We start from the raw sequence: 17,758 nt of genomic DNA on the forward strand, positions 1-17,758 counted from the left end.
TATACACGCCAGTTTTAGAGAAGACTATTCGAGTTGCTGAAGTTCGCCTGATGGCGTGACGCGCCAGCGGTGCTGGCAAAAATAGAGCAGCGGGTTGTCCTGCTTGCTGTCGCTGTAGCCGCTGTACAGGCGCAGCGGCGTACCGATGCGTTTCTCCAGCTGGACCACTTTTTCATGCCCCAGACAGCGCAGGGTCAGCACCCAGCCGCCGTAACCGCGGGCAATTTGCGTGGCGATAAGATTCACGCGCGGAAGCCAGGGGGTATCAAAGTAGACCTGCTCCACCAGCGTCTGCGGGGAGCCGGTAATAAGCCAGATGTCGGCATCGTTCGCGTCGAGGTAGCTGGTCAGGCGCGCCTGCACCACCGGAAAGGCGGCGACGTGGCCGCGAAACCAGTGCGCAAAATCCTTTTCGAGCTGCTTGAGCCGCGCTTCGCTGTGCCCAAAGGTACATCCCCACAGCAGCAAACTCATCGGCCATCGCGCCGCACGGCCTTTCACCAGCAGCGCGATACCGATAACCGGTAAGAGCGGCAGCACGAGCAGCGCATTCAAAGGCTGACGCCGCAGCAGGTAACGCATAAACGTACCAAACATATCCTGCTGATGCAGCGTTCCATCCAGGTCGAAAAAGACAACGCGACGCGCGTGATTTGCCAAACCTTACTCCTCTGGGTCGTTGAAACCTAACAGCCAGGTAAACAGGAACCCGGCGATCACCGCTACTAAATAGCCTAACAGATAGAGCATCACTTTTCCGGTCACGATGGTTAATGCCAGCGGTAAACCGGAAAGCCCAAAGGTGATAACGGTAGCGACTTTCCAGTAGCTGATCAGCGCCCCGCCTACCGCGCCCCCCAGACAGGCGGCGAGGAACGGTTTACCCAGCGGCAGCGTAACGCCGAAAATCAGCGGCTCGCCAATGCCGAGCAGTCCGACCGGGAGCGCGCCTTTAATCATTTTTTTCAGACGCGCGTTGCGGGTTTTCATCAGTACGGCAATCGCCGCGCCGACCTGCCCCACCCCCGCCATCGACAGGATAGGCAGCAGCGCGTTATAGCCGTGCGCCTGTACAAGCTCGACGTGGATCGGCACCAGCCCCTGGTGCAGGCCGGTCAGCACCAGCGGCAGGAAGGTACCGGAAAGCACGGCGCCCACCAGCAGCCCGCCTCGGTCGATAGCCAGAGACGCACCGTGAGCGATGGCTTCAGAGATCCATCCGCCTAGCGGCTGGAGGGCCACAATCGCTACGCTACCGGTAATCAGCGTGGTCAACAGCGGGTTGAGAATCAGCTCGATCGAGCCAGGCAGAACCGCGCGCAGCCTTTTCTCGATCCAGCACATCAGGATGACAACCAGCAGCACGGCGATTACACCACCGCGGCCCGGCTGGAGCGCCTCGCCAAACAGCGTGATCTGCGCCAGCTGCGGGCTGGACAAGATGCCCGCCATGACCCCGCCCATCGCCAGCGATCCGCCAAACACCTTCGCGGTATTCACCCCGACCAGAATGTTCATGATGGCGAAAACAGCGCTGCCGAAGATCCCCAGAATCCCCAGCAGATTCGGATACTGCGTGGCGAAATCCCCCACAATATCCGGTCGCTTGAGGATGTTGATGATCCCGGTGATCAGGCCTGAGGCAATAAACGCCGGGATTAGCGGAATGAAGACGTTTGCCAGCTGACGCAGCGCATCGCTCATGGGGGCTTTGTATTTGGCCTTCGCCTGCGCCCTGGTGCGTTCCGCATCGTTAATCGACGCGCTCGCGCTAACGCCCATCAGCGAGCGCATGGCATCAACAACCTGCGCCGCTTTCCCCGGCCCGACGATCAGCTGATGCTGCTGCCCCTGTTTAACGTAGCCGCTGACGCCGGACAGCTGCTTCAGGCGCGGCACGTCGAGCTGGTCGTCGTTATGCACCTCGACGCGCACGCGCGTCATGCAGTTTTCGAGACGTTGAATATTTTTTTCCCCACCGATCCCCTGCAGGATATCGCTGGCGAGCGCTGCTGTTTTGTCCATAGACGCCTCTGTTAGTTTTCTAATGCCGCCCGTAAGAAGCCGCTATGCGCATCGAGTTTGGCTCTCGCGGCCGCCGCATCCAGCCCGCTCAGGATCATCAGAATGGCCGGTTTAACATCGTGATCGGTCTGCCTGAGCACCGCTTCTGCCTCTTCACGGCCTGCACCTGTCGCCTCCATCACCATGCGGCAGGCTCTGTCCACCAGCTTGACGTTGGTGGCCTGCATATCCACCATCAGGTTCTGATAAACCTTGCCGAACTTCACCATCGCGCCGGTGGAGATCATATTGAGCACCAGCTTTTGCGCGGTCCCGGATTTCAGGCGCGTGGAGCCGGTGAGCGCTTCCGGCCCGACAACCGGAGAGATAGCAATAGCGGCCACCTGCGCAATCGGGGAGCCCGGATTACAGGAGATGGCCACCGTCGTGCAGCCCGTCCGGTTGGCGTATTCCAGCCCGCCAATGACGTACGGGGTGCGCCCGGATGCCGCCAGCCCGACCACCAGATCCTTCGCGGTCAGATTCAGATCCTTCAGGTCATCCTCGCCCAGCTGTGCATTGTCTTCCGCTCCTTCAACGGCTTTCAGCAGCGCACCGGGTCCACCGGCAATCAGCCCAACGACCAGACCGTGCGGCACCCCAAAGGTTGGCGGACATTCTGACGCATCCAGAACCCCAAGACGCCCGCTGGTGCCCGCTCCCATGTAGATAATACGACCGCCGGCCTTAAGGGCTTCCGCCGCCGCATCGACAGCTTTCGCCACCTCGGGTAATGTCTCTTTCACTGCCTGCGCGACCAGCGTATCCTGTTGATTAAAGCGGTTAACCAGCTCCAGGGTGGAGAGCGCATCCAGATCCATGGTTTGTGGGTTACGCGTTTCAGAAACAAGTGAGCCAAGATTCATTTTTGTACCTCAAGAATTTTTAATTCATAATAATCACACTATAATGGAATATAAAATTCATTCAGGCGAGCAAAATTCGTATTTGCGCAGATAATCACATTTTCGCCAGGAGACCCTATGAACTGTTTAATTCGCATTCGCCAGCGCTATGCTGGCTTTGCCCAAAGCGACAAAAGGCTGGCGGATTTTCTGCTTTCTCAACCCGATCGCGCGCGCCATCTCAGCTCGCAGCAGCTGGCGAGTGAGGCCGGCGTGAGCCAGTCCAGCGTAGTGAAATTTGCCCAGAAGATTGGCTTTAAAGGGTTCCCCGCCCTCAAGCTGGCGATCAGTGAAGCGCTGGTCAGTAACCCCAACCCGCAGTCCATGCCGGTGCATAATCAGATCCGCGGCGATGATCCGATGCGGCTGGTTGGCGAAAAGCTGATCAAAGAGAACGTGGCGGCCATGCATGCGACGCTCGACGTGAATACCGAAGAGAAGCTGCTGGAGAGCGTGGCGATGCTGCGCGGCGCGCGGCGGATCATCCTGACCGGTATCGGCGCGTCCGGACTTGTGGCGCGTAACTTCGGCTGGAAGCTGACGAAAATTGGGCTTAACGCCATCGTCGAGCAGGATATGCACGCCCTGCTGGCGACCGTACAGGCGATGGATCCTGACGATCTGCTGCTGGCCATCTCTTACTCCGGCGAGCGCCGTGAAATCAATATGGCCACCGATGAGGCCCTGCGCGTCGGCGGTAAAATTCTGGCGATCACCGGTTTTACGCCGAATGCCCTGCAGCAGCGGGCAACGCGCTGTTTATATACCATTGCTGAAGAGCAGGCCACGCGCAGCGCGGCTATCTCGTCCACCAGCGCGCAAATGATGCTGACGGACCTGCTGTTTATGGCGCTGGTGCAGCAGGATCTGGAGCGCGCGCCCGAACGCATTCGTCACAGCGAAGAACTGGTAAAGAAACTGGTTTGACGCGTATAATGCCCGCCCGGTTTGTGTTGTTTCTGAGAATTTCCTGATGGCGCTGTTAATTACCAAAAAATGCATTAATTGCGATATGTGCGAGCCCGAATGCCCGAACCAGGCGATTTCGATGGGCGACAGCATTTATGAGATTAACAGCGACCGCTGCACGGAATGCATCGGCCACTATGAAACGCCGACCTGTCAGAAAGTGTGCCCGATCCCGAATACCATCCTGAAGGATCCGGCCCACGCTGAGAGCGAAGAGCAGCTATGGGATAAGTTTGTCCTGATGCACCACGCGGACAAACTTTAACTTTCGATGATCACCGTCGCGCTGGCATAGTGGCGTTCATCCGCGATCGTCACGTGCATATGATTCACCCCCAGCTTTTCCGCCAGCTTCTGCGCTTCTCCCCACAGACGCAGGCTCGGTTTGCCCAGCTCATCGTTAAACACTTCGAACTGATTAAACGCCAGGCCGTTACGAATGCCGGTCCCGAAGGCTTTGGCCGCCGCCTCTTTTACCGCAAAGCGCTTTGCCAGAAAGCGCACCGGCTGCTGATGCGCTTCCCAGATGGCCCACTCGTTATCGCTCAGAACGCGTCTTGCGAGGCGATCGCCGCTACGGGCGATCACCGCTTCAATACGGGCTATTTCAACGATATCGGTGCCTAAGCCCAGAATGGCCATTACTGACGCGCTTCCTGCATCAGGCGTTTCATTTCTGAAACCGCCTCTTTCAGGCCGCTCATCACCGCGCGGCCAATGATGGCGTGGCCGATGTTCAGCTCGTGCATTTCTGGCAGTGCGGCAATGGCCTTCACGTTGTGGTAGGTCAGGCCGTGACCGGCGTTAACCTTCAGTCCCAGGCTTGAAGCATACGTGGCCGCTTTGGCAATACGCTCCAGCTCTTTGGACTGTTCGGCATCATTTTTGGCATCGGCGTAGCAGCCGGTGTGGATTTCGATATACGGTGCGCCCACGTCGGCCGCCGCTTTAATCTGGGCGAAATCGGCGTCGATAAACAGAGAAACCAGGATACCGGCATCCGCCAGGCGCTTGCAGGCATCGCGCATTTTGTCGAGCTGACCGGCCACATCCAGGCCGCCTTCGGTGGTTACTTCCTGGCGTTTTTCCGGCACCAGGCAGCAGAAGTGCGGCTGGGTCTCGCAGGCAATCGCCAGCATCTCTTCGGTGACCGCCATCTCCAGATTCATTCGGGTGTCCAGCGTCTGACGCAGAATGCGCACGTCGCGGTCAGTAATGTGGCGACGGTCTTCACGCAGGTGAACGGTAATGCCGTCGGCGCCAGCCTGTTCAGCGATAAACGCCGCCTGAACCGGATCGGGATACGCCGTGCCGCGCGCGTTACGCAGCGTGGCGATGTGATCGATGTTGACGCCTAACAGTAATTCAGCCATGACAATCCTCGGTTTTCTTTTCGATTCTGTGGTCTAACGTTTCGGCACAAACTGCCTGAATAATTCGCGGCTCTTTAAGGGCTTGCCGCCAAGATACGGCTTGAGGGCAATCCGGGTAAAGCGTTTTGCTGCGCGCAGGGTGTCCAGATCGGGAAACTCGCGCTCGTACAGCGCCCGGAGCTGGCGACCGGTAAAGGTGCTGTTGTCTATCACGATACTGGCAATGAAACCTTTTTCTTCGCGGTAGCGGTAGGTCATGGTGTCTTCTATCTCGTCACCGCTGCCCGCGCAGTGCAGAAAATCTACGCCGTATCCGAGGTGGCCCAGCAGCGCCAGTTCAAAACGACGCAAGGCGGGTTCGGGCGTGCCGGTTCCGCCAGCCAGCGCCTGGATACAGTGCAGATAATCGAAGAAAACTTCAGAGAAACGGGTTTCATGTTCAAGAACGCGTGAGATGAGTTCGTTGACATACAGACCGCTGTAGAGCGTGATGCCGGAAAGAGGAAGCGCCAGAGAGACGGCTTCGGCACTGCGCAGGGTTTTCACTTCCCCTCGCCCACCGAAGCGTACCAGCAGCGGCGTGAAAGGCTGGAGGGCGCCCTTCAGGTTAGAACGTTTGGAACGTGCGCCTTTCGCAACAAGGCGCACGCGGCCCGACTCTTCCGTGAAGACGTCCAGCATAAGGCTGGTTTCGCTCCAGGGACGACTATGCAGGACAAAGGCGCGCTGCCATCCATCCATATACGCGTCGTCTTAAGTTACTGGTCTTCGCCGTAACCGAGGCTGCGCAGAGCACGCTCATCATCGGCCCAGCCAGATTTCACTTTCACCCACAGTTCGAGGTGAACCGGCGCTTCGAACATCTCCATCATGTCCTTACGGGCTTCAATGCCGATAGTTTTGATCTTGGCCCCTTTGTTGCCGATAACCATCTTCTTCTGCCCTTCGCGCTCTACGAGGATCAGGCCGTTGATATCGTAGCCACCGCGCTCGTTGGTCTGGAAACGCTCGATCTCTACCGTTACGGAGTAAGGCAGTTCAGCCCCCAGGAAACGCATCAGCTTTTCACGGATGATTTCAGACGCCATAAAGCGCTGAGAGCGATCGGTGATGTAGTCTTCCGGGAAGTGATGAATTGCTTCCGGCAGATGCTTACGCACGATGCCCGCGATGGTATCCACGTTCAGACCGGTCTCTGCAGACAGCGGAACGATGTCGAGGAAGTTCATCTGGCTACCGAGCCACTGCAGATGCGGCAGCAGGTCGGCCTTTTCCTGCACGTTATCAACTTTGTTGACCGCGAGGATGACCGGCGTTTTGCCGTCACGTAGCTTGTTCAGCACCATCTCGTCGTCCGGCGTCCAGCGGGTGCCTTCCACAACGAAAATCACCAGCTCTACATCGCCGATCGAGCTGCTCGCCGCCTTGTTCATCAGGCGGTTGATGGCGCGCTTCTCTTCCATGTGCAGGCCAGGGGTATCGACGTAGATCGCCTGATACGCGCCTTCAGTATGGATGCCGACGATGCGGTGACGCGTGGTCTGCGCCTTACGCGAGGTGATAGAAATCTTCTGCCCGAGCAGATTATTCAGCAGGGTGGATTTGCCAACGTTCGGACGTCCGACGATGGCAATAAATCCGCAATAGGTTTTATCTTCGCTCATTCCAGCTCCAGCATTTTTAACGCCTGTTCGGCGGCAGCCTGTTCAGCCTTACGACGGCTTGAACCTGTGCCCACCACCGGTTCACTCAGGCCACTGACCTGGCAATGGATGGTAAATTCCTGATCGTGCGCTTCGCCACGCACCTGTACCACCAGATAAGACGGCAGCGGGAGATGACGACCCTGCAAATATTCCTGCAGACGCGTTTTCGGATCTTTTTGTTTATCGCCCGGGCTGATTTCGTCCAGACGGGTCTGATACCAGTTCAGGATCAGCTTTTCTACGGTCTGGATATCGCTGTCCAGGAACACACCACCAATTAATGCTTCGACCGTATCGGCAAGAATAGATTCACGACGGAAGCCGCCGCTTTTCAGTTCACCCGGTCCAAGACGCAGACATTCGCCCAGCTCAAATTCGCGAGCGATTTCCGCAAGGGTATTACCCCGAACCAGCGTGGCACGCATGCGGCTCATATCACCCTCGTCCACACGCGGGAAACGATGATAAAGCGCATTCGCAATCACGAAACTTAAAATAGAGTCGCCTAAAAACTCGAGACGCTCATTATGTTTGCTGCTGGCACTGCGGTGGGTTAATGCCTGTTGCAACAACTCCTGATGATGAAAAGTGTAGCCCAGCTTCCGTTGAAGCCGATTAATTACGATGGGGTTCATGCGATACCAATAAATGAATGCGTCAAAAATGCAGCACACGAAACCGACCTGAGAAAACCAACGCGGTTTCGTGTGCCGTGGCACCCTTGCAGGGCCAACCTTAAACTTCGGGGGAATATTCTATACACAACGACAGGGGATGTCGTTAGTTCGAAGAGATTTATCGTGGAAATAATTCACGTAGCCGCTAATTAAAGCGGCTACGCGTTCATTTATTGAGAATTAATGGATTCCGCCGATACGATTCAGGCGTACACCGGTCGGCCATTCGCCTTCCTGCTTCTCAAAACTCATCCAGATGGCGGTGGCTTTGCCGACCAGATTCGCTTCCGGCACAAAGCCCCAGTAACGGCTGTCCGCAGAGTTATCGCGGTTGTCACCCATCATGAAGTAATGTCCTGGCGGTACAATCCAGCTCGCCAGCTGCTGGCCAGGCTGGCGATAGTACATACCCAGCTGATCCTGCGCGATTGGCACGGTGAGGATTCGGTGCGTCACATCGCCCAGCGTCTCTTTGCGCTCAACCAGACGGATGCCGTCCTCTTTGGTTTCACCTTTCGGTACCTGGAAGAATCCGCTGGTCGCTTCGCCGCCGTTACGACGGGCAAAGGTCTGCACAAAATCACTTGGCTCAACGTTTGAGTAAGTGATTGGCAGCGCGTTTTCACATGCGGTACCGGAGCTGCAGCCCGGCTGAACGGTGACTTCTTTCGCAACCGGATCGTAAGTCACTTTATCACCCGGCAGACCTACCGCGCGCTTGATGTAGTCCAGGCGCGGATCTTCCGGATATTTAAACACCACGATGTCGCCACGTTTCGGATGACCGGTTTCGATCAGCGTTTTCTGGTAGATAGGATCTTTAATGCCGTAGGCAAACTTCTCTACCAGAATAAAATCACCAATCAGCAGCGTTGGCATCATTGAACCTGATGGGATTTGGAACGGCTCGTAAATAAACGAACGTACCACCAGCACAATTGCCAGCACCGGAAATACCGAGGCACCCGTTTCCAGCCAGCCCGGTTTCGGGCCGACTTTCTTCAGGGTTTTCACGTCAATCCCATCGCCAGTGGCTGCCTGTGCGGCAGCCTGACGTTCACGACGTTTTGGGGCGAAGATAAACTTATCCAGACACCACAGCAGACCTGTCACCAGGGTAGCAATGACCAGGATCAGGGCAAACATGTTCGCCATGCCAACTCCTTAGGGTTATTTGCCGTCTTTACCAACATGAAGAATGGCAAGGAATGCTTCCTGCGGCAGCTCGACGTTACCGACCTGCTTCATACGCTTCTTACCTTCTTTCTGCTTCTGCAGCAGCTTTTTCTTACGGCTGACGTCACCGCCATAGCACTTCGCCAGAACGTTTTTACGCAGCTGTTTCACGGTTGAACGCGCGATAATGTGGTTGCCAATCGCCGCCTGAATCGCGATATCGAACTGCTGACGCGGGATCAGATCTTTCATTTTCTCAACCAACTCGCGGCCACGGTACGGCGCGTTGTCGTTGTGGGTGATCAGCGCCAGCGCATCCACACGCTCGCCGTTGATCAGCACGTCCACACGCACCATGTTGGAGGCCTGGAAGCGTTTGAAGTTGTAATCCAGTGACGCATAGCCACGGGAGGTCGACTTCAGACGGTCGAAGAAGTCGAGAACCACTTCCGCCATTGGGATTTCATAGGTCAGCGCCACCTGGTTACCGTGGTAAACCATGTTGGTCTGCACGCCACGCTTCTCAATACACAGCGTAATGACGTTACCCAGGAATTCCTGCGGCAGCAGCATGTGACACTCTGCGATAGGCTCACGCAGCTCCTGAATGTTGTTCAGCGGCGGCAGCTTGGACGGGCTATCGACGTAGATCACTTCTTTCGAGGTGGTTTCAACTTCATAGACTACGGTCGGCGCCGTGGTGATCAGATCCAGATCGTATTCACGCTCCAGACGCTCCTGAATGATCTCCATGTGCAGCAGACCGAGGAAGCCACATCGGAAGCCGAAGCCCAGCGCCGTTGAGCTTTCTGGCTCATAGAACAGGGAGGCATCGTTCAGGCTCAGTTTACCGAGCGCGTCACGGAAGTTTTCGTAGTCGTCAGAGCTGACAGGGAACAGACCCGCGTAGACCTGCGGTTTCACCTTTTTAAAGCCTGGCAGCGCTTTATCTGCCGGGTTACGCGCACCGGTCAGGGTATCGCCCACCGGCGCGCCGAGGATGTCTTTAATGGCGCAGACCAGCCAGCCTACCTCGCCGCATCTCAGCTCGGTACGGTCAACCTGTTTTGGCGTGAAGATGCCCAGACGGTCGGCGTTGTAGACCTGTCCGGTACTCATTACCTTGATTTTGTCGCCTTTACGCATGGTGCCGTTTTTAATACGCACCAGAGAGACAACGCCCAGATAGTTATCGAACCAGGAGTCGATAATCAGCGCCTGCAGCGGGGCATCCGGATCGCCTTCCGGGGCCGGAATGTCACGCACCAGGCGTTCCAGCACGTCGGTCACGCCGACACCGGTTTTAGCAGAGCAGCGCACGGCATCGGTCGCGTCAATGCCGACAATATCTTCAATCTCTTCCGCTACGCGCTCAGGATCGGCGGCTGGCAGGTCGATCTTGTTCAGAACCGGCACAACTTCGAGATCCATTTCCATCGCGGTGTAGCAGTTTGCCAGGGTCTGGGCTTCAACGCCCTGCCCGGCATCCACCACCAGCAGCGCGCCTTCACAGGCCGCGAGCGAGCGTGAAACCTCATAGGAGAAGTCAACGTGGCCTGGGGTGTCGATAAAGTTCAGTTGATAGGTTTCACCATCAGCCGCTTTGTAATCAAGCGTAACGCTCTGCGCCTTGATGGTGATACCGCGTTCGCGTTCCAGGTCCATGGAGTCCAGAACCTGGGCTTCCATTTCACGATCAGACAGGCCACCGCAAATCTGGATAATACGGTCAGACAGCGTCGACTTACCGTGGTCAATGTGAGCAATGATCGAAAAGTTACGTATGTTCTTCATATAGTTAAATAATTATGCCTTACGAATTCCTGGAGGCCGCTGTTCTTAGCCTGACGTTTTTCAGTGCGAAAACGCAGCATTCTACACTACATCCTCGCTACCTGGAAATGCACTTAGAAGCACGTATAACGTGAAGAAAGGCCGTTTTCTGTTTTAGGGTGTAAAAAATGATAAAGCCCGATGGATCACCGGGCCTCTGAAGAGAGCGTTTCAACACGAAGCTGGTCTGGTGCCAGCCCAACGCTGAGAATGACAGGCTGCCACTCCTCGCGCGCGGCAAGCGTCGGAGATAGCCCTTTGGCAAGCCAGAATCCCCCCACGCCACCCAATGCGGCACCGCACATAGCGGCCACATCGGTACCAAACAGCATCTGAAACAGGCCACCCATGATAAACAGGCCGACCAGCGGAGAGAGATACACCAGCATAGCGGAGCTGAGCAGGCTGCCTTCCGCGATGCCCAGTTCCACCTTCTGCCCCGCCATCAGCGGCTGTTCGCTTGGCACAGAAATCGTGTGCGATGTTTGTGGCCCGAGCTTATTCAGCACGCGGCTGCCGCAGCCAGCGCGGGATGCGCAGCTATTACATGAGGCTTTTACATCGCAGCTCACCAGCGCAATGCCGTTCTGCCAGGAGACAACCGTCGCCCACTCTTTGATCATTGTGTAGCCCTGAATTTAATGCTGTCGGAGATGCGCTTCGCCGTCTGCGGAGGGAGTTCTCCCACAATGGTGATCTCTGCGTTATCGCGTACCGTTGTACTCACCGTACGGCGCCCGGTACGCAGCATTTGTTCAGCGCTGTTTGCCGTTGCGCGATTGATATTCACAGAGAAGCTGAACAAACCATCCGAATAGAGACGCGATTCTACCGGCGTTTCAATCGTTGGCAGCTGACGACGGCTGCTGGACACTTCGCTAAACCCTTGCGGGATCCAGGCAGGTACCCAATTGAAATTAACAGAATCCCCGGCAGGAACAGAAAGCAGCGGCGGCAGGCTGGCCTTAGCCAGATTCTGCATGCTGTTGCCAACCTGATTGTTCACGCTGAAGGAGATAACCCGGAACTGTTCCAGCGTTTCACCGTCACGGTCGAGCAGGTCAACACGCATGGGGAGTTTGGTTTCGGCATCAATCCAGACGATATAGCTGTAGCGCGTTCCGTCCCGGGCAACAACGCGAATTACCTCGCACAGTCTGTCCGCGATGCGGGTACGCCCTACCGAAATAAAATCGTAGTAAGGGGCAAGCCGTTTAAAGTCGGTATAAATGAGTGACGGCAGAGAATCAACGATATAGTCGCCATTCAGCGTGAAAGGCTCCAGGCCTGGCTCGAAATAGCTGATTTCGTTACCACGCTGAACCACTTCCCGACGCGGGCCATCCATCTGTAAAAGCTGGGCGAGCGGCTGGTTATCAAGACGGGCATGGCGATAGCGTAACGACTCGACGCCCTGCTTATTAATGCTGATAAATGCCAACTCGTAATTGAGTGACTGGCTGGCCAGATTCATTTGCTGCAACAACGCCCCGGATGAAACATCAGCCGAGGCGTTGGCAGAGAAGAACAGGCTACCCGCCATCAGAGACATGGCGAACCAAAGTTGCTTCATTACTGCGATTGCGTTCCTAAAGTTTGGTTTCCGGGCACCTGCACAGCCGCTTGCTGTGTCTGCGCCTGCTCAAACTGAAGCTGTTCAGAGTGCAGACGACGCTGCAACTCGTAATCCTGCAACATCGCATTAATGCGACGGCGCTGCTCCTGAACCTGCTGTTGCTGACCGCCGCTGGCGGATGCATCAGCCGGTACGCCCAGGCTTACCGGGCTGGCCTTGCCCATCATCGGCAGTGTGTTAAACACTGGCGCTTCTGGCTGCTGATTAGTTTCAGACTGAGTATTATAGTGCTGGACGCCAACAATAACTGCAAGCGATACGCATGCAGCCACACCCATTTGGGTAAGCTGGCTGGCCCACGGACGCACCTTTTGCCAGAACGGCATTTTCTGCCACTGGTGAGGCGCGGGTTGAGCTTCAGGAATCAGCGGAGTGGTCTGATGAACAGGCTCATTCTCAATCGCCGCCATGACGCGGGCTGAGATATCGAAATGGAGAACCTCGCCGGTGTCACCGCGAAGGGTGTCACGGATGAGATGGTAACTCTCCCAGGTCTCTTGCATTTCGGGTGAATGAGACAGCTCATTGAGCAGCTCACTATCCACCGTTTCACCATCCATTAAAGCGGAAAGTTTTTCTTTCTGCATGCCTAATACCTTTTCCAGTATCCCGCTATCGTCAACGCCTGATAAGCGGTTGAACTTTATTATCAATAGCTTCTCGCGCACGGAAAATTCGCGAACGTACCGTGCCGACCGGACAATCCATGATAGCGGCTATCTCTTCATAGCTCAGACCATCCAGCTCCCGTAACGTAATTGCCATACGTAAATCTTCCGGGAGCGACTCGATCGTGCGAAAAACGATTTGTCTCAGTTCTTCTGACAACATTAAGTTCTCAGGGTTCGAAATTTCTTTCAATGCGCCGCCACTTTCGAAGTTTTCGGCGTCTATTGCGTCCACATCACTTGAAGGCGGACGACGACCCTGAGCGACCAGATAATTCTTTGCCGTATTGACCGCAATACGGTACAGCCAGGTATAAAAAGCACTATCTCCCCGGAAAGAATCCAGCGCGCGATAGGCCTTAATAAAAGACTCTTGCACCACATCAGGCACATCGCCTGACGGTACATAGCGGGAAACCAGGCTCGCCACCTTATGCTGGTAGCGGACCACCAGTAGGTTAAAGGCTTTCTGATCTCCCTTCTGGACCCGTTCAACCAGGACCTGGTCCGTTAACTGCTCGCTCATCCGAGGTAATGTCTCCCCAAACCTAAATTCCACGCGTTATCGAAACGCCACTCTAAAATACCGCACTTTGAGCAAGCACCAATTAGAGTGTCTGATCTTCAATAAGTTCCGTAACGCCTTTGTTTTTGTTCATCGCGCCGCAGACTGTTCATTTTCTCTCATTATAAGTCTGTTCACGATACGCACCACTTTCTGACAAGAAACATCTTTTTCCCGCCAGAAGAGTAACGCAACACAGGCTTTATTTCACCACAAAATCTGACGCTAACGATCTGCTTCGCAAAATAATTTCACTCATTTACCCTCCATTTACCTCCGCTTACGCGTTTAGCCATTGCGACAGCCTCTAAAAAAATACGTGCGATATATCGCATTCGAGTGCTATTCTGACCCAACACTGTTTAGTAAATTAAACAACAATCATGAACACAACATCTGAACTCCATTGTGATGTACTGATCATCGGCAGCGGCGCTGCCGGTCTCTCTCTGGCGCTGCGCCTGGCCGAGCATCAAAACGTTATCGTTCTGAGTAAAGGACCGATAAGTGAAGGTTCCACGTTTTATGCCCAGGGCGGCATTGCCGCCGTGTTTGATGAGACAGACAGCATTGCTTCCCACGTCGAAGATACGCTGATTGCCGGGGCCGGGATCGTGGATGCACACGCCGCAGAGTTTGTCGCCAGCAATGCCCGTCACTGCGTTCAGTGGCTCATCGACCAGGGCGTCTTATTCGATACTCAGGTTCAACCCAACGGTGAAGAGAGCTATCACCTGACTCGCGAAGGCGGCCATAGCCACCGCCGCATCCTGCACGCAGCGGATGCCACCGGAAAAGAAGTGGAAACCACGCTTGTCAGTAAAGCGCTGAACCATCCTAATATTCGGGTTCTCGAGCGAAGCAATGCCGTTGATCTGATTATCTCCGACAAGATTGGCCTGCCCGGCACGCGTCGCGTGGTGGGCGCCTGGGTCTGGAACCGTAATAAAGAGAAGGTGGAAACCTGCCAGGCGAAGGCTGTAGTCCTGGCGACGGGCGGCGCCTCTAAAGTGTATCAGTACACCACGAACCCGGACATTGCCTCCGGAGACGGTATCGCGATGGCCTGGCGCGCCGGCTGTCGGGTGGCGAATCTTGAGTTCAATCAGTTCCACCCAACCGCCCTGTTCCACCCTCAGGCGCGCAACTTCCTGCTGACGGAAGCCCTTCGCGGTGAAGGCGCTTATCTGAAACGCCCTGACGGCTCCCGTTTTATGCCCGACTTTGACGCCCGGGGTGAACTGGCCCCGCGCGATATCGTTGCCCGCGCCATCGATCATGAAATGAAGCGCCTTGGCGTGGACTGCATGTATCTCGATATCAGCCATAAGCCAGCAGAGTTCATTCGCCAGCATTTCCCGATGATTTACGAGAAGCTGCTCGGTCTGGGCATTGATTTAACGCGCGATCCGGTGCCGATTGTGCCAGCCGCCCACTATACCTGCGGTGGCGTGATGGTTGACGATCATGGACGTACCGATGTGGACGGACTTTATGCTATCGGAGAGGTCAGCTATACCGGGCTTCACGGCGCGAACCGTATGGCCTCTAACTCGCTGCTTGAATGTCTGGTGTACGGCTGGTCGGCCGCGGAAGACATCACCAAACGCATGCCCTACGCCCGCGAGACAGACCGCCTGCCTGCCTGGGATGAAAGCCGCGTGGATAACCCGGACGAGCTGGTCGTGATCCAGCACAACTGGCATGAGCTACGGCTGTTTATGTGGGACTACGTGGGGATTGTGCGCACCACGAAACGACTGGAACGCGCCCTGCGCCGCATCACCATGCTGCAGCAGGAAATTGATGAATATTATGCCAATTTCCGCGTATCGAATAACCTGCTGGAGCTGCGCAATCTGGTACAGGTTGCCGAGCTGATCGTTCGCTGCGCGATGATGCGTAAAGAGAGCCGCGGGCTGCACTATACGCTGGACTACCCGGATCAGCTTGCGGAGTCCGGCCCGTCAATCCTCGCCCCGCAGGTTTACATAAACAGATAAAACGCCTGGGTCAGGGCAGTGTAATCTTCGGAATAACGCTGGTCTGGCCCACGGATCACCATTCGGTCATTAAAGCATTCACCCTCTTTTGGCGAGAGCGCCAGCAGCACGCGGTGCGGCAGTCGGCCTTCCGTATCCGAAATATCGGTACGCAGACGTAGCGTCCAGCCGATCTCCTGCGCGATACCGATGAACGTGTTGCCGGTACTCTCAGGCAGGACCACGCAGAAAAAACCTTCTTCGGAGATGAGTTCTGCCGCACTGGTGAGCAGCGCTTTATGATCGAGGGAGCCGGTATAACGCGCCTGTTCACGCTCGGGTGTCCCGCACTCAACGCCGGGCGCGTAGTAGGGAGGGTTGCTGACGATCAGATCGTAACGCGCGGTTTGTTCAGACGCCCAGGTCAACACATCGGCGCATTCCACTTTCATGCGGGCACCCCAGGGGGATTCGGCCATATTGTCACTCGCCTGCTCTGCGGCCTGTGCATCCAGTTCGACGGCATCAATTGTGACATGCTCTTCCGTACGCTGCGCCAGCATCAACGCCACCAGCCCGCTGCCGGTACCGATATCAAGAATACGCTTAACACCTGCGACAGGCGCCCACGCTCCCAGTAAAATACCGTCTGTACCGACCTTCATGGCACAGCGATCGTGGGCGACAAAAAACTGTTTAAACGTAAAACCATCGCGGCGCAGCTGCGCTTTGAGTTGAGACATGTCAGGGCAACCTTCTAAGTGAAACTGGAGTAGCATAGGGGAAAGCGAAGTGGCCGAAAAGCGATATCCATACAAACAGATGAAGATTACAGCCGTAACGTCTATAATCAGCGCCCCACACAGAGGTAGAACATGACTGTAACGACTTTTTCCGAACTTGAACTCGATGAAAGCCTGCTCAATGCACTTGAGAGCAAAGGCTTTACACGCCCGACCGCCATTCAGGCAGCGGCCATTCCGCCTGCGCTTGAGGGCCGCGATGTGCTCGGTTCTGCGCCAACCGGCACGGGGAAGACAGCAGCCTATTTGCTGCCTGTGTTGCAGCATCTGCTCGACTTTCCGCGTAAAAAATCTGGCCCGCCGCGTATTTTGATCCTGACGCCTACGCGCGAACTGGCAATGCAGGTTGCCGATCACGCGCGTGAACTCGCGGCAAATACTCATCTGGATATCGCCACCATCACCGGCGGCGTAGCGTACATGAACCACGCCGAAGTGTTCAGCGAAAACCAGGACATCGTCGTTGCGACGACGGGCCGCCTGCTGCAGTACATTAAAGAAGAGAACTTCGACTGCCGCGCGGTTGAAACGCTGATCCTCGACGAAGCCGACCGCATGCTGGACATGGGTTTCGCACAGGATATCGAGCACATTGCAGGGGAAACGCGCTGGCGTAACCAGACGATGCTGTTCTCTGCCACCCTCGAAGGGGAAGCGATCAAAGACTTCGCAGAGCGTCTGCTGGAAGATCCGGTGGAAGTCTCGGCGACGCCGTCCACCCGCGAGCGTAAGAAGATCCACCAGTGGTACTACCGCGCGGACAACCTTGAGCACAAGGTCGAATTGCTGAAACACCTGCTCAAACAGGAAGATGCACTGCGCACAATCGTATTTGTGCGTAAGCGTGAGCGCGTGCACGAGCTGGCTGAAATGCTCCGTAACGCCGGGATCAACAACTGCTATCTTGAAGGCGAGATGGCGCAGATCAAGCGTACCGAAGGGATTAAGCGTCTGACCGATGGTCGCGTTAACGTGCTGGTTGCGACTGACGTTGCCGCACGCGGGATCGACATCCCGGACGTCAGCCACGTCATTAACTTCGATATGCCGCGCAGCGGAGATACCTACCTGCACCGTATTGGTCGTACCGGCCGCGCGGGCCGCAAAGGGATTGCGATTTCACTGGTCGAAGCGCATGACTACCTGCTGCTGCAGAAAATTGGCCGCTATGTTGATGAGCCGCTGAAAGCGCGCGTTATTGACGAACTCCGCCCGACCACGCGTGCGCCGAGTGAAAAGATGACGGGTAAACCGTCCAAGAAAGCGCTTGCAAAACGTGCTGAGAGAAAAGAGAAAGAAAAAGAGAAACCGCGCGTGAAGCAGCGCCACCGCGATACCAAAAATATTGGTAAGCGCCGTAAGCCAAGCTCTGCCGCACCAGAGACGAAAACTGAAGAGTAA

At 55.9% G+C, this 17,758-nt stretch carries 20 protein-coding genes; 4 read left to right on the forward strand and 16 right to left on the reverse strand.

Features of this window, described 5'->3' with window-relative positions:
* Positions 1-24 precede the first annotated feature (24 nt).
* The 3 genes from yfhb to murQ are packed head-to-tail and all read right to left on the reverse strand — an operon-like array spanning position 25 to position 2,930.
* On the reverse strand, positions 25-660 hold the full coding sequence (gene yfhb / locus DEO48_RS13915; RefSeq protein WP_039263757.1) for a phosphatidylglycerophosphatase C: 636 nt from the start codon (positions 658-660) through the stop codon (positions 25-27).
* Positions 661-663: 3 nt separating this feature from the next.
* A complete protein-coding gene (locus DEO48_RS13920; protein WP_109845513.1) occupies positions 664-2,025 on the reverse strand; it encodes a PTS transporter subunit EIIC in 1,362 nt (453 codons plus the stop codon).
* An 11-nt stretch (positions 2,026-2,036) separates the two neighbouring features.
* The gene (gene murQ, locus DEO48_RS13925; protein ID WP_109845514.1) at positions 2,037-2,930 is read right to left on the reverse strand and encodes an N-acetylmuramic acid 6-phosphate etherase; all 894 of its coding nucleotides are present in this window, start codon (positions 2,928-2,930) and stop codon (positions 2,037-2,039) included.
* Between the two features lie 117 nt (positions 2,931-3,047).
* Here murQ and DEO48_RS13930 point away from each other — a divergent pair, with 117 nt between their 5' ends.
* Positions 3,048-3,896 (forward strand): MurR/RpiR family transcriptional regulator, encoded by an 849-nt coding sequence (locus DEO48_RS13930; RefSeq protein WP_109845515.1) that lies wholly within the window; start codon positions 3,048-3,050, stop codon positions 3,894-3,896.
* Positions 3,897-3,942: 46 nt separating this feature from the next.
* Positions 3,943-4,203, forward strand: coding sequence for a YfhL family 4Fe-4S dicluster ferredoxin (locus DEO48_RS13935; RefSeq protein ID WP_109845516.1), 261 nt, complete (start codon positions 3,943-3,945; stop codon positions 4,201-4,203).
* Here the strand turns inward: DEO48_RS13935 and acpS are convergent.
* The 12 genes from acpS to rseD form a co-directional block, all read right to left on the reverse strand.
* On the reverse strand, positions 4,200-4,580 hold the full coding sequence (gene acpS / locus DEO48_RS13940) for a holo-ACP synthase (protein ID WP_023294331.1): 381 nt from the start codon (positions 4,578-4,580) through the stop codon (positions 4,200-4,202). The genes DEO48_RS13935 and acpS overlap by 4 nt on opposite strands.
* Entirely contained in the window at positions 4,580-5,311 is a 732-nt protein-coding gene (gene pdxJ / locus DEO48_RS13945) for a pyridoxine 5'-phosphate synthase (RefSeq protein ID WP_109845517.1), read from the reverse strand. The genes acpS and pdxJ overlap by 1 nt, the downstream gene beginning before the upstream one ends.
* Before the next feature lie 33 nt (positions 5,312-5,344).
* Positions 5,345-6,052 carry a DNA repair protein RecO gene (gene recO, locus DEO48_RS13950; RefSeq protein WP_109845518.1) on the reverse strand — a complete coding sequence of 236 codons (708 nt, stop codon included), beginning with the start codon at positions 6,050-6,052 and terminating at the stop codon, positions 5,345-5,347.
* A 17-nt stretch (positions 6,053-6,069) separates the two neighbouring features.
* Positions 6,070-6,975, reverse strand: a complete 906-nt coding sequence (gene era / locus DEO48_RS13955; RefSeq protein ID WP_023308847.1) for a GTPase Era — start codon at positions 6,973-6,975, stop codon at positions 6,070-6,072.
* Entirely contained in the window at positions 6,972-7,652 is a 681-nt protein-coding gene (gene rnc, locus DEO48_RS13960; protein WP_003860711.1) for a ribonuclease III, read from the reverse strand. Before rnc ends, era begins: the two co-directional genes overlap by 4 nt.
* Positions 7,653-7,874: 222 nt before the next feature.
* The gene (gene lepB, locus DEO48_RS13970; RefSeq protein ID WP_063408956.1) at positions 7,875-8,849 is read right to left on the reverse strand and encodes a signal peptidase I; all 975 of its coding nucleotides are present in this window, start codon (positions 8,847-8,849) and stop codon (positions 7,875-7,877) included.
* A 15-nt stretch (positions 8,850-8,864) separates the two neighbouring features.
* Positions 8,865-10,664: a translation elongation factor 4 gene (gene lepA / locus DEO48_RS13975; RefSeq protein ID WP_109845519.1), complete on the reverse strand. Its 1,800-nt coding sequence runs from the start codon at positions 10,662-10,664 to the stop codon at positions 8,865-8,867.
* A gap of 185 nt (positions 10,665-10,849) precedes the next feature.
* Positions 10,850-11,326: a SoxR-reducing system protein RseC gene (gene rseC, locus DEO48_RS13980; RefSeq protein WP_023308850.1), complete on the reverse strand. Its 477-nt coding sequence runs from the start codon at positions 11,324-11,326 to the stop codon at positions 10,850-10,852.
* The gene (gene rseB / locus DEO48_RS13985) at positions 11,323-12,276 is read right to left on the reverse strand and encodes a sigma-E factor regulatory protein RseB (protein WP_109845520.1); all 954 of its coding nucleotides are present in this window, start codon (positions 12,274-12,276) and stop codon (positions 11,323-11,325) included. Before rseB ends, rseC begins: the two co-directional genes overlap by 4 nt.
* Positions 12,276-12,926, reverse strand: a complete 651-nt coding sequence (rseA, locus tag DEO48_RS13990) for an anti-sigma-E factor RseA (RefSeq protein ID WP_008502186.1) — start codon at positions 12,924-12,926, stop codon at positions 12,276-12,278. Before rseA ends, rseB begins: the two co-directional genes overlap by 1 nt.
* Before the next feature lie 31 nt (positions 12,927-12,957).
* Entirely contained in the window at positions 12,958-13,533 is a 576-nt protein-coding gene (gene rpoE / locus DEO48_RS13995; RefSeq protein WP_006176728.1) for an RNA polymerase sigma factor RpoE, read from the reverse strand.
* Complete coding sequence (gene rseD, locus DEO48_RS27335; protein ID WP_223537823.1) at positions 13,530-13,616, reverse strand: rpoE leader peptide RseD; 87 nt, start codon at positions 13,614-13,616, stop codon at positions 13,530-13,532. Before rseD ends, rpoE begins: the two co-directional genes overlap by 4 nt.
* 339 nt (positions 13,617-13,955) lie before the next feature.
* On the opposite strand from rseD, the gene nadB reads away from it, so the two are divergent.
* Positions 13,956-15,575, forward strand: a complete 1,620-nt coding sequence (gene nadB, locus DEO48_RS14000) for an L-aspartate oxidase (protein ID WP_109845521.1) — start codon at positions 13,956-13,958, stop codon at positions 15,573-15,575.
* Here nadB and DEO48_RS14005 read toward each other — a convergent pair.
* The gene (locus DEO48_RS14005; protein ID WP_109845522.1) at positions 15,560-16,297 is read right to left on the reverse strand and encodes a tRNA1(Val) (adenine(37)-N6)-methyltransferase; all 738 of its coding nucleotides are present in this window, start codon (positions 16,295-16,297) and stop codon (positions 15,560-15,562) included. The two genes, nadB and DEO48_RS14005, sit on opposite strands and share 16 nt — an antisense overlap.
* Before the next feature lie 132 nt (positions 16,298-16,429).
* Here DEO48_RS14005 and srmB point away from each other — a divergent pair, with 132 nt between their 5' ends.
* On the forward strand, positions 16,430-17,758 hold the full coding sequence (srmB, locus tag DEO48_RS14010) for an ATP-dependent RNA helicase SrmB (protein WP_023308854.1): 1,329 nt from the start codon (positions 16,430-16,432) through the stop codon (positions 17,756-17,758).

The sequence above is a fragment of the Enterobacter sp. CGMCC 5087 genome (assembly GCF_003144775.1).
GTDB classification, from domain to species: Bacteria; Pseudomonadota; Gammaproteobacteria; order Enterobacterales; family Enterobacteriaceae; genus Enterobacter; species Enterobacter cloacae_M.

Excerpts from the sequence above, each read along its gene's own strand:
- srmB (WP_023308854.1), top strand. The coding sequence starts at position 16,430 with ATGACTGTAACGACTTTTTCCGAACTTGAACTCGATGAAAGCCTGCTC.
- acpS (WP_023294331.1), bottom strand. The coding sequence starts at position 4,580 with ATGGCCATTCTGGGCTTAGGCACCGATATCGTTGAAATAGCCCGTATT.
- DEO48_RS14005 (WP_109845522.1), bottom strand. The coding sequence starts at position 16,297 with ATGTCTCAACTCAAAGCGCAGCTGCGCCGCGATGGTTTTACGTTTAAA.
- era (WP_023308847.1), bottom strand. The coding sequence starts at position 6,975 with ATGAGCGAAGATAAAACCTATTGCGGATTTATTGCCATCGTCGGACGT.
- nadB (WP_109845521.1), top strand. The coding sequence starts at position 13,956 with ATGAACACAACATCTGAACTCCATTGTGATGTACTGATCATCGGCAGC.
- lepA (WP_109845519.1), bottom strand. The coding sequence starts at position 10,664 with ATGAAGAACATACGTAACTTTTCGATCATTGCTCACATTGACCACGGT.
- rpoE (WP_006176728.1), bottom strand. The coding sequence starts at position 13,533 with ATGAGCGAGCAGTTAACGGACCAGGTCCTGGTTGAACGGGTCCAGAAG.
- pdxJ (WP_109845517.1), bottom strand. The coding sequence starts at position 5,311 with ATGGCTGAATTACTGTTAGGCGTCAACATCGATCACATCGCCACGCTG.
- lepB (WP_063408956.1), bottom strand. The coding sequence starts at position 8,849 with ATGGCGAACATGTTTGCCCTGATCCTGGTCATTGCTACCCTGGTGACA.
- DEO48_RS13920 (WP_109845513.1), bottom strand. The coding sequence starts at position 2,025 with ATGGACAAAACAGCAGCGCTCGCCAGCGATATCCTGCAGGGGATCGGT.
- rseC (WP_023308850.1), bottom strand. The coding sequence starts at position 11,326 with ATGATCAAAGAGTGGGCGACGGTTGTCTCCTGGCAGAACGGCATTGCG.
- DEO48_RS13930 (WP_109845515.1), top strand. The coding sequence starts at position 3,048 with ATGAACTGTTTAATTCGCATTCGCCAGCGCTATGCTGGCTTTGCCCAA.
- rseA (WP_008502186.1), bottom strand. The coding sequence starts at position 12,926 with ATGCAGAAAGAAAAACTTTCCGCTTTAATGGATGGTGAAACGGTGGAT.
- recO (WP_109845518.1), bottom strand. The coding sequence starts at position 6,052 with ATGGATGGATGGCAGCGCGCCTTTGTCCTGCATAGTCGTCCCTGGAGC.
- rnc (WP_003860711.1), bottom strand. The coding sequence starts at position 7,652 with ATGAACCCCATCGTAATTAATCGGCTTCAACGGAAGCTGGGCTACACT.
- rseB (WP_109845520.1), bottom strand. The coding sequence starts at position 12,276 with ATGAAGCAACTTTGGTTCGCCATGTCTCTGATGGCGGGTAGCCTGTTC.
- DEO48_RS13935 (WP_109845516.1), top strand. The coding sequence starts at position 3,943 with ATGGCGCTGTTAATTACCAAAAAATGCATTAATTGCGATATGTGCGAG.
- murQ (WP_109845514.1), bottom strand. The coding sequence starts at position 2,930 with ATGAATCTTGGCTCACTTGTTTCTGAAACGCGTAACCCACAAACCATG.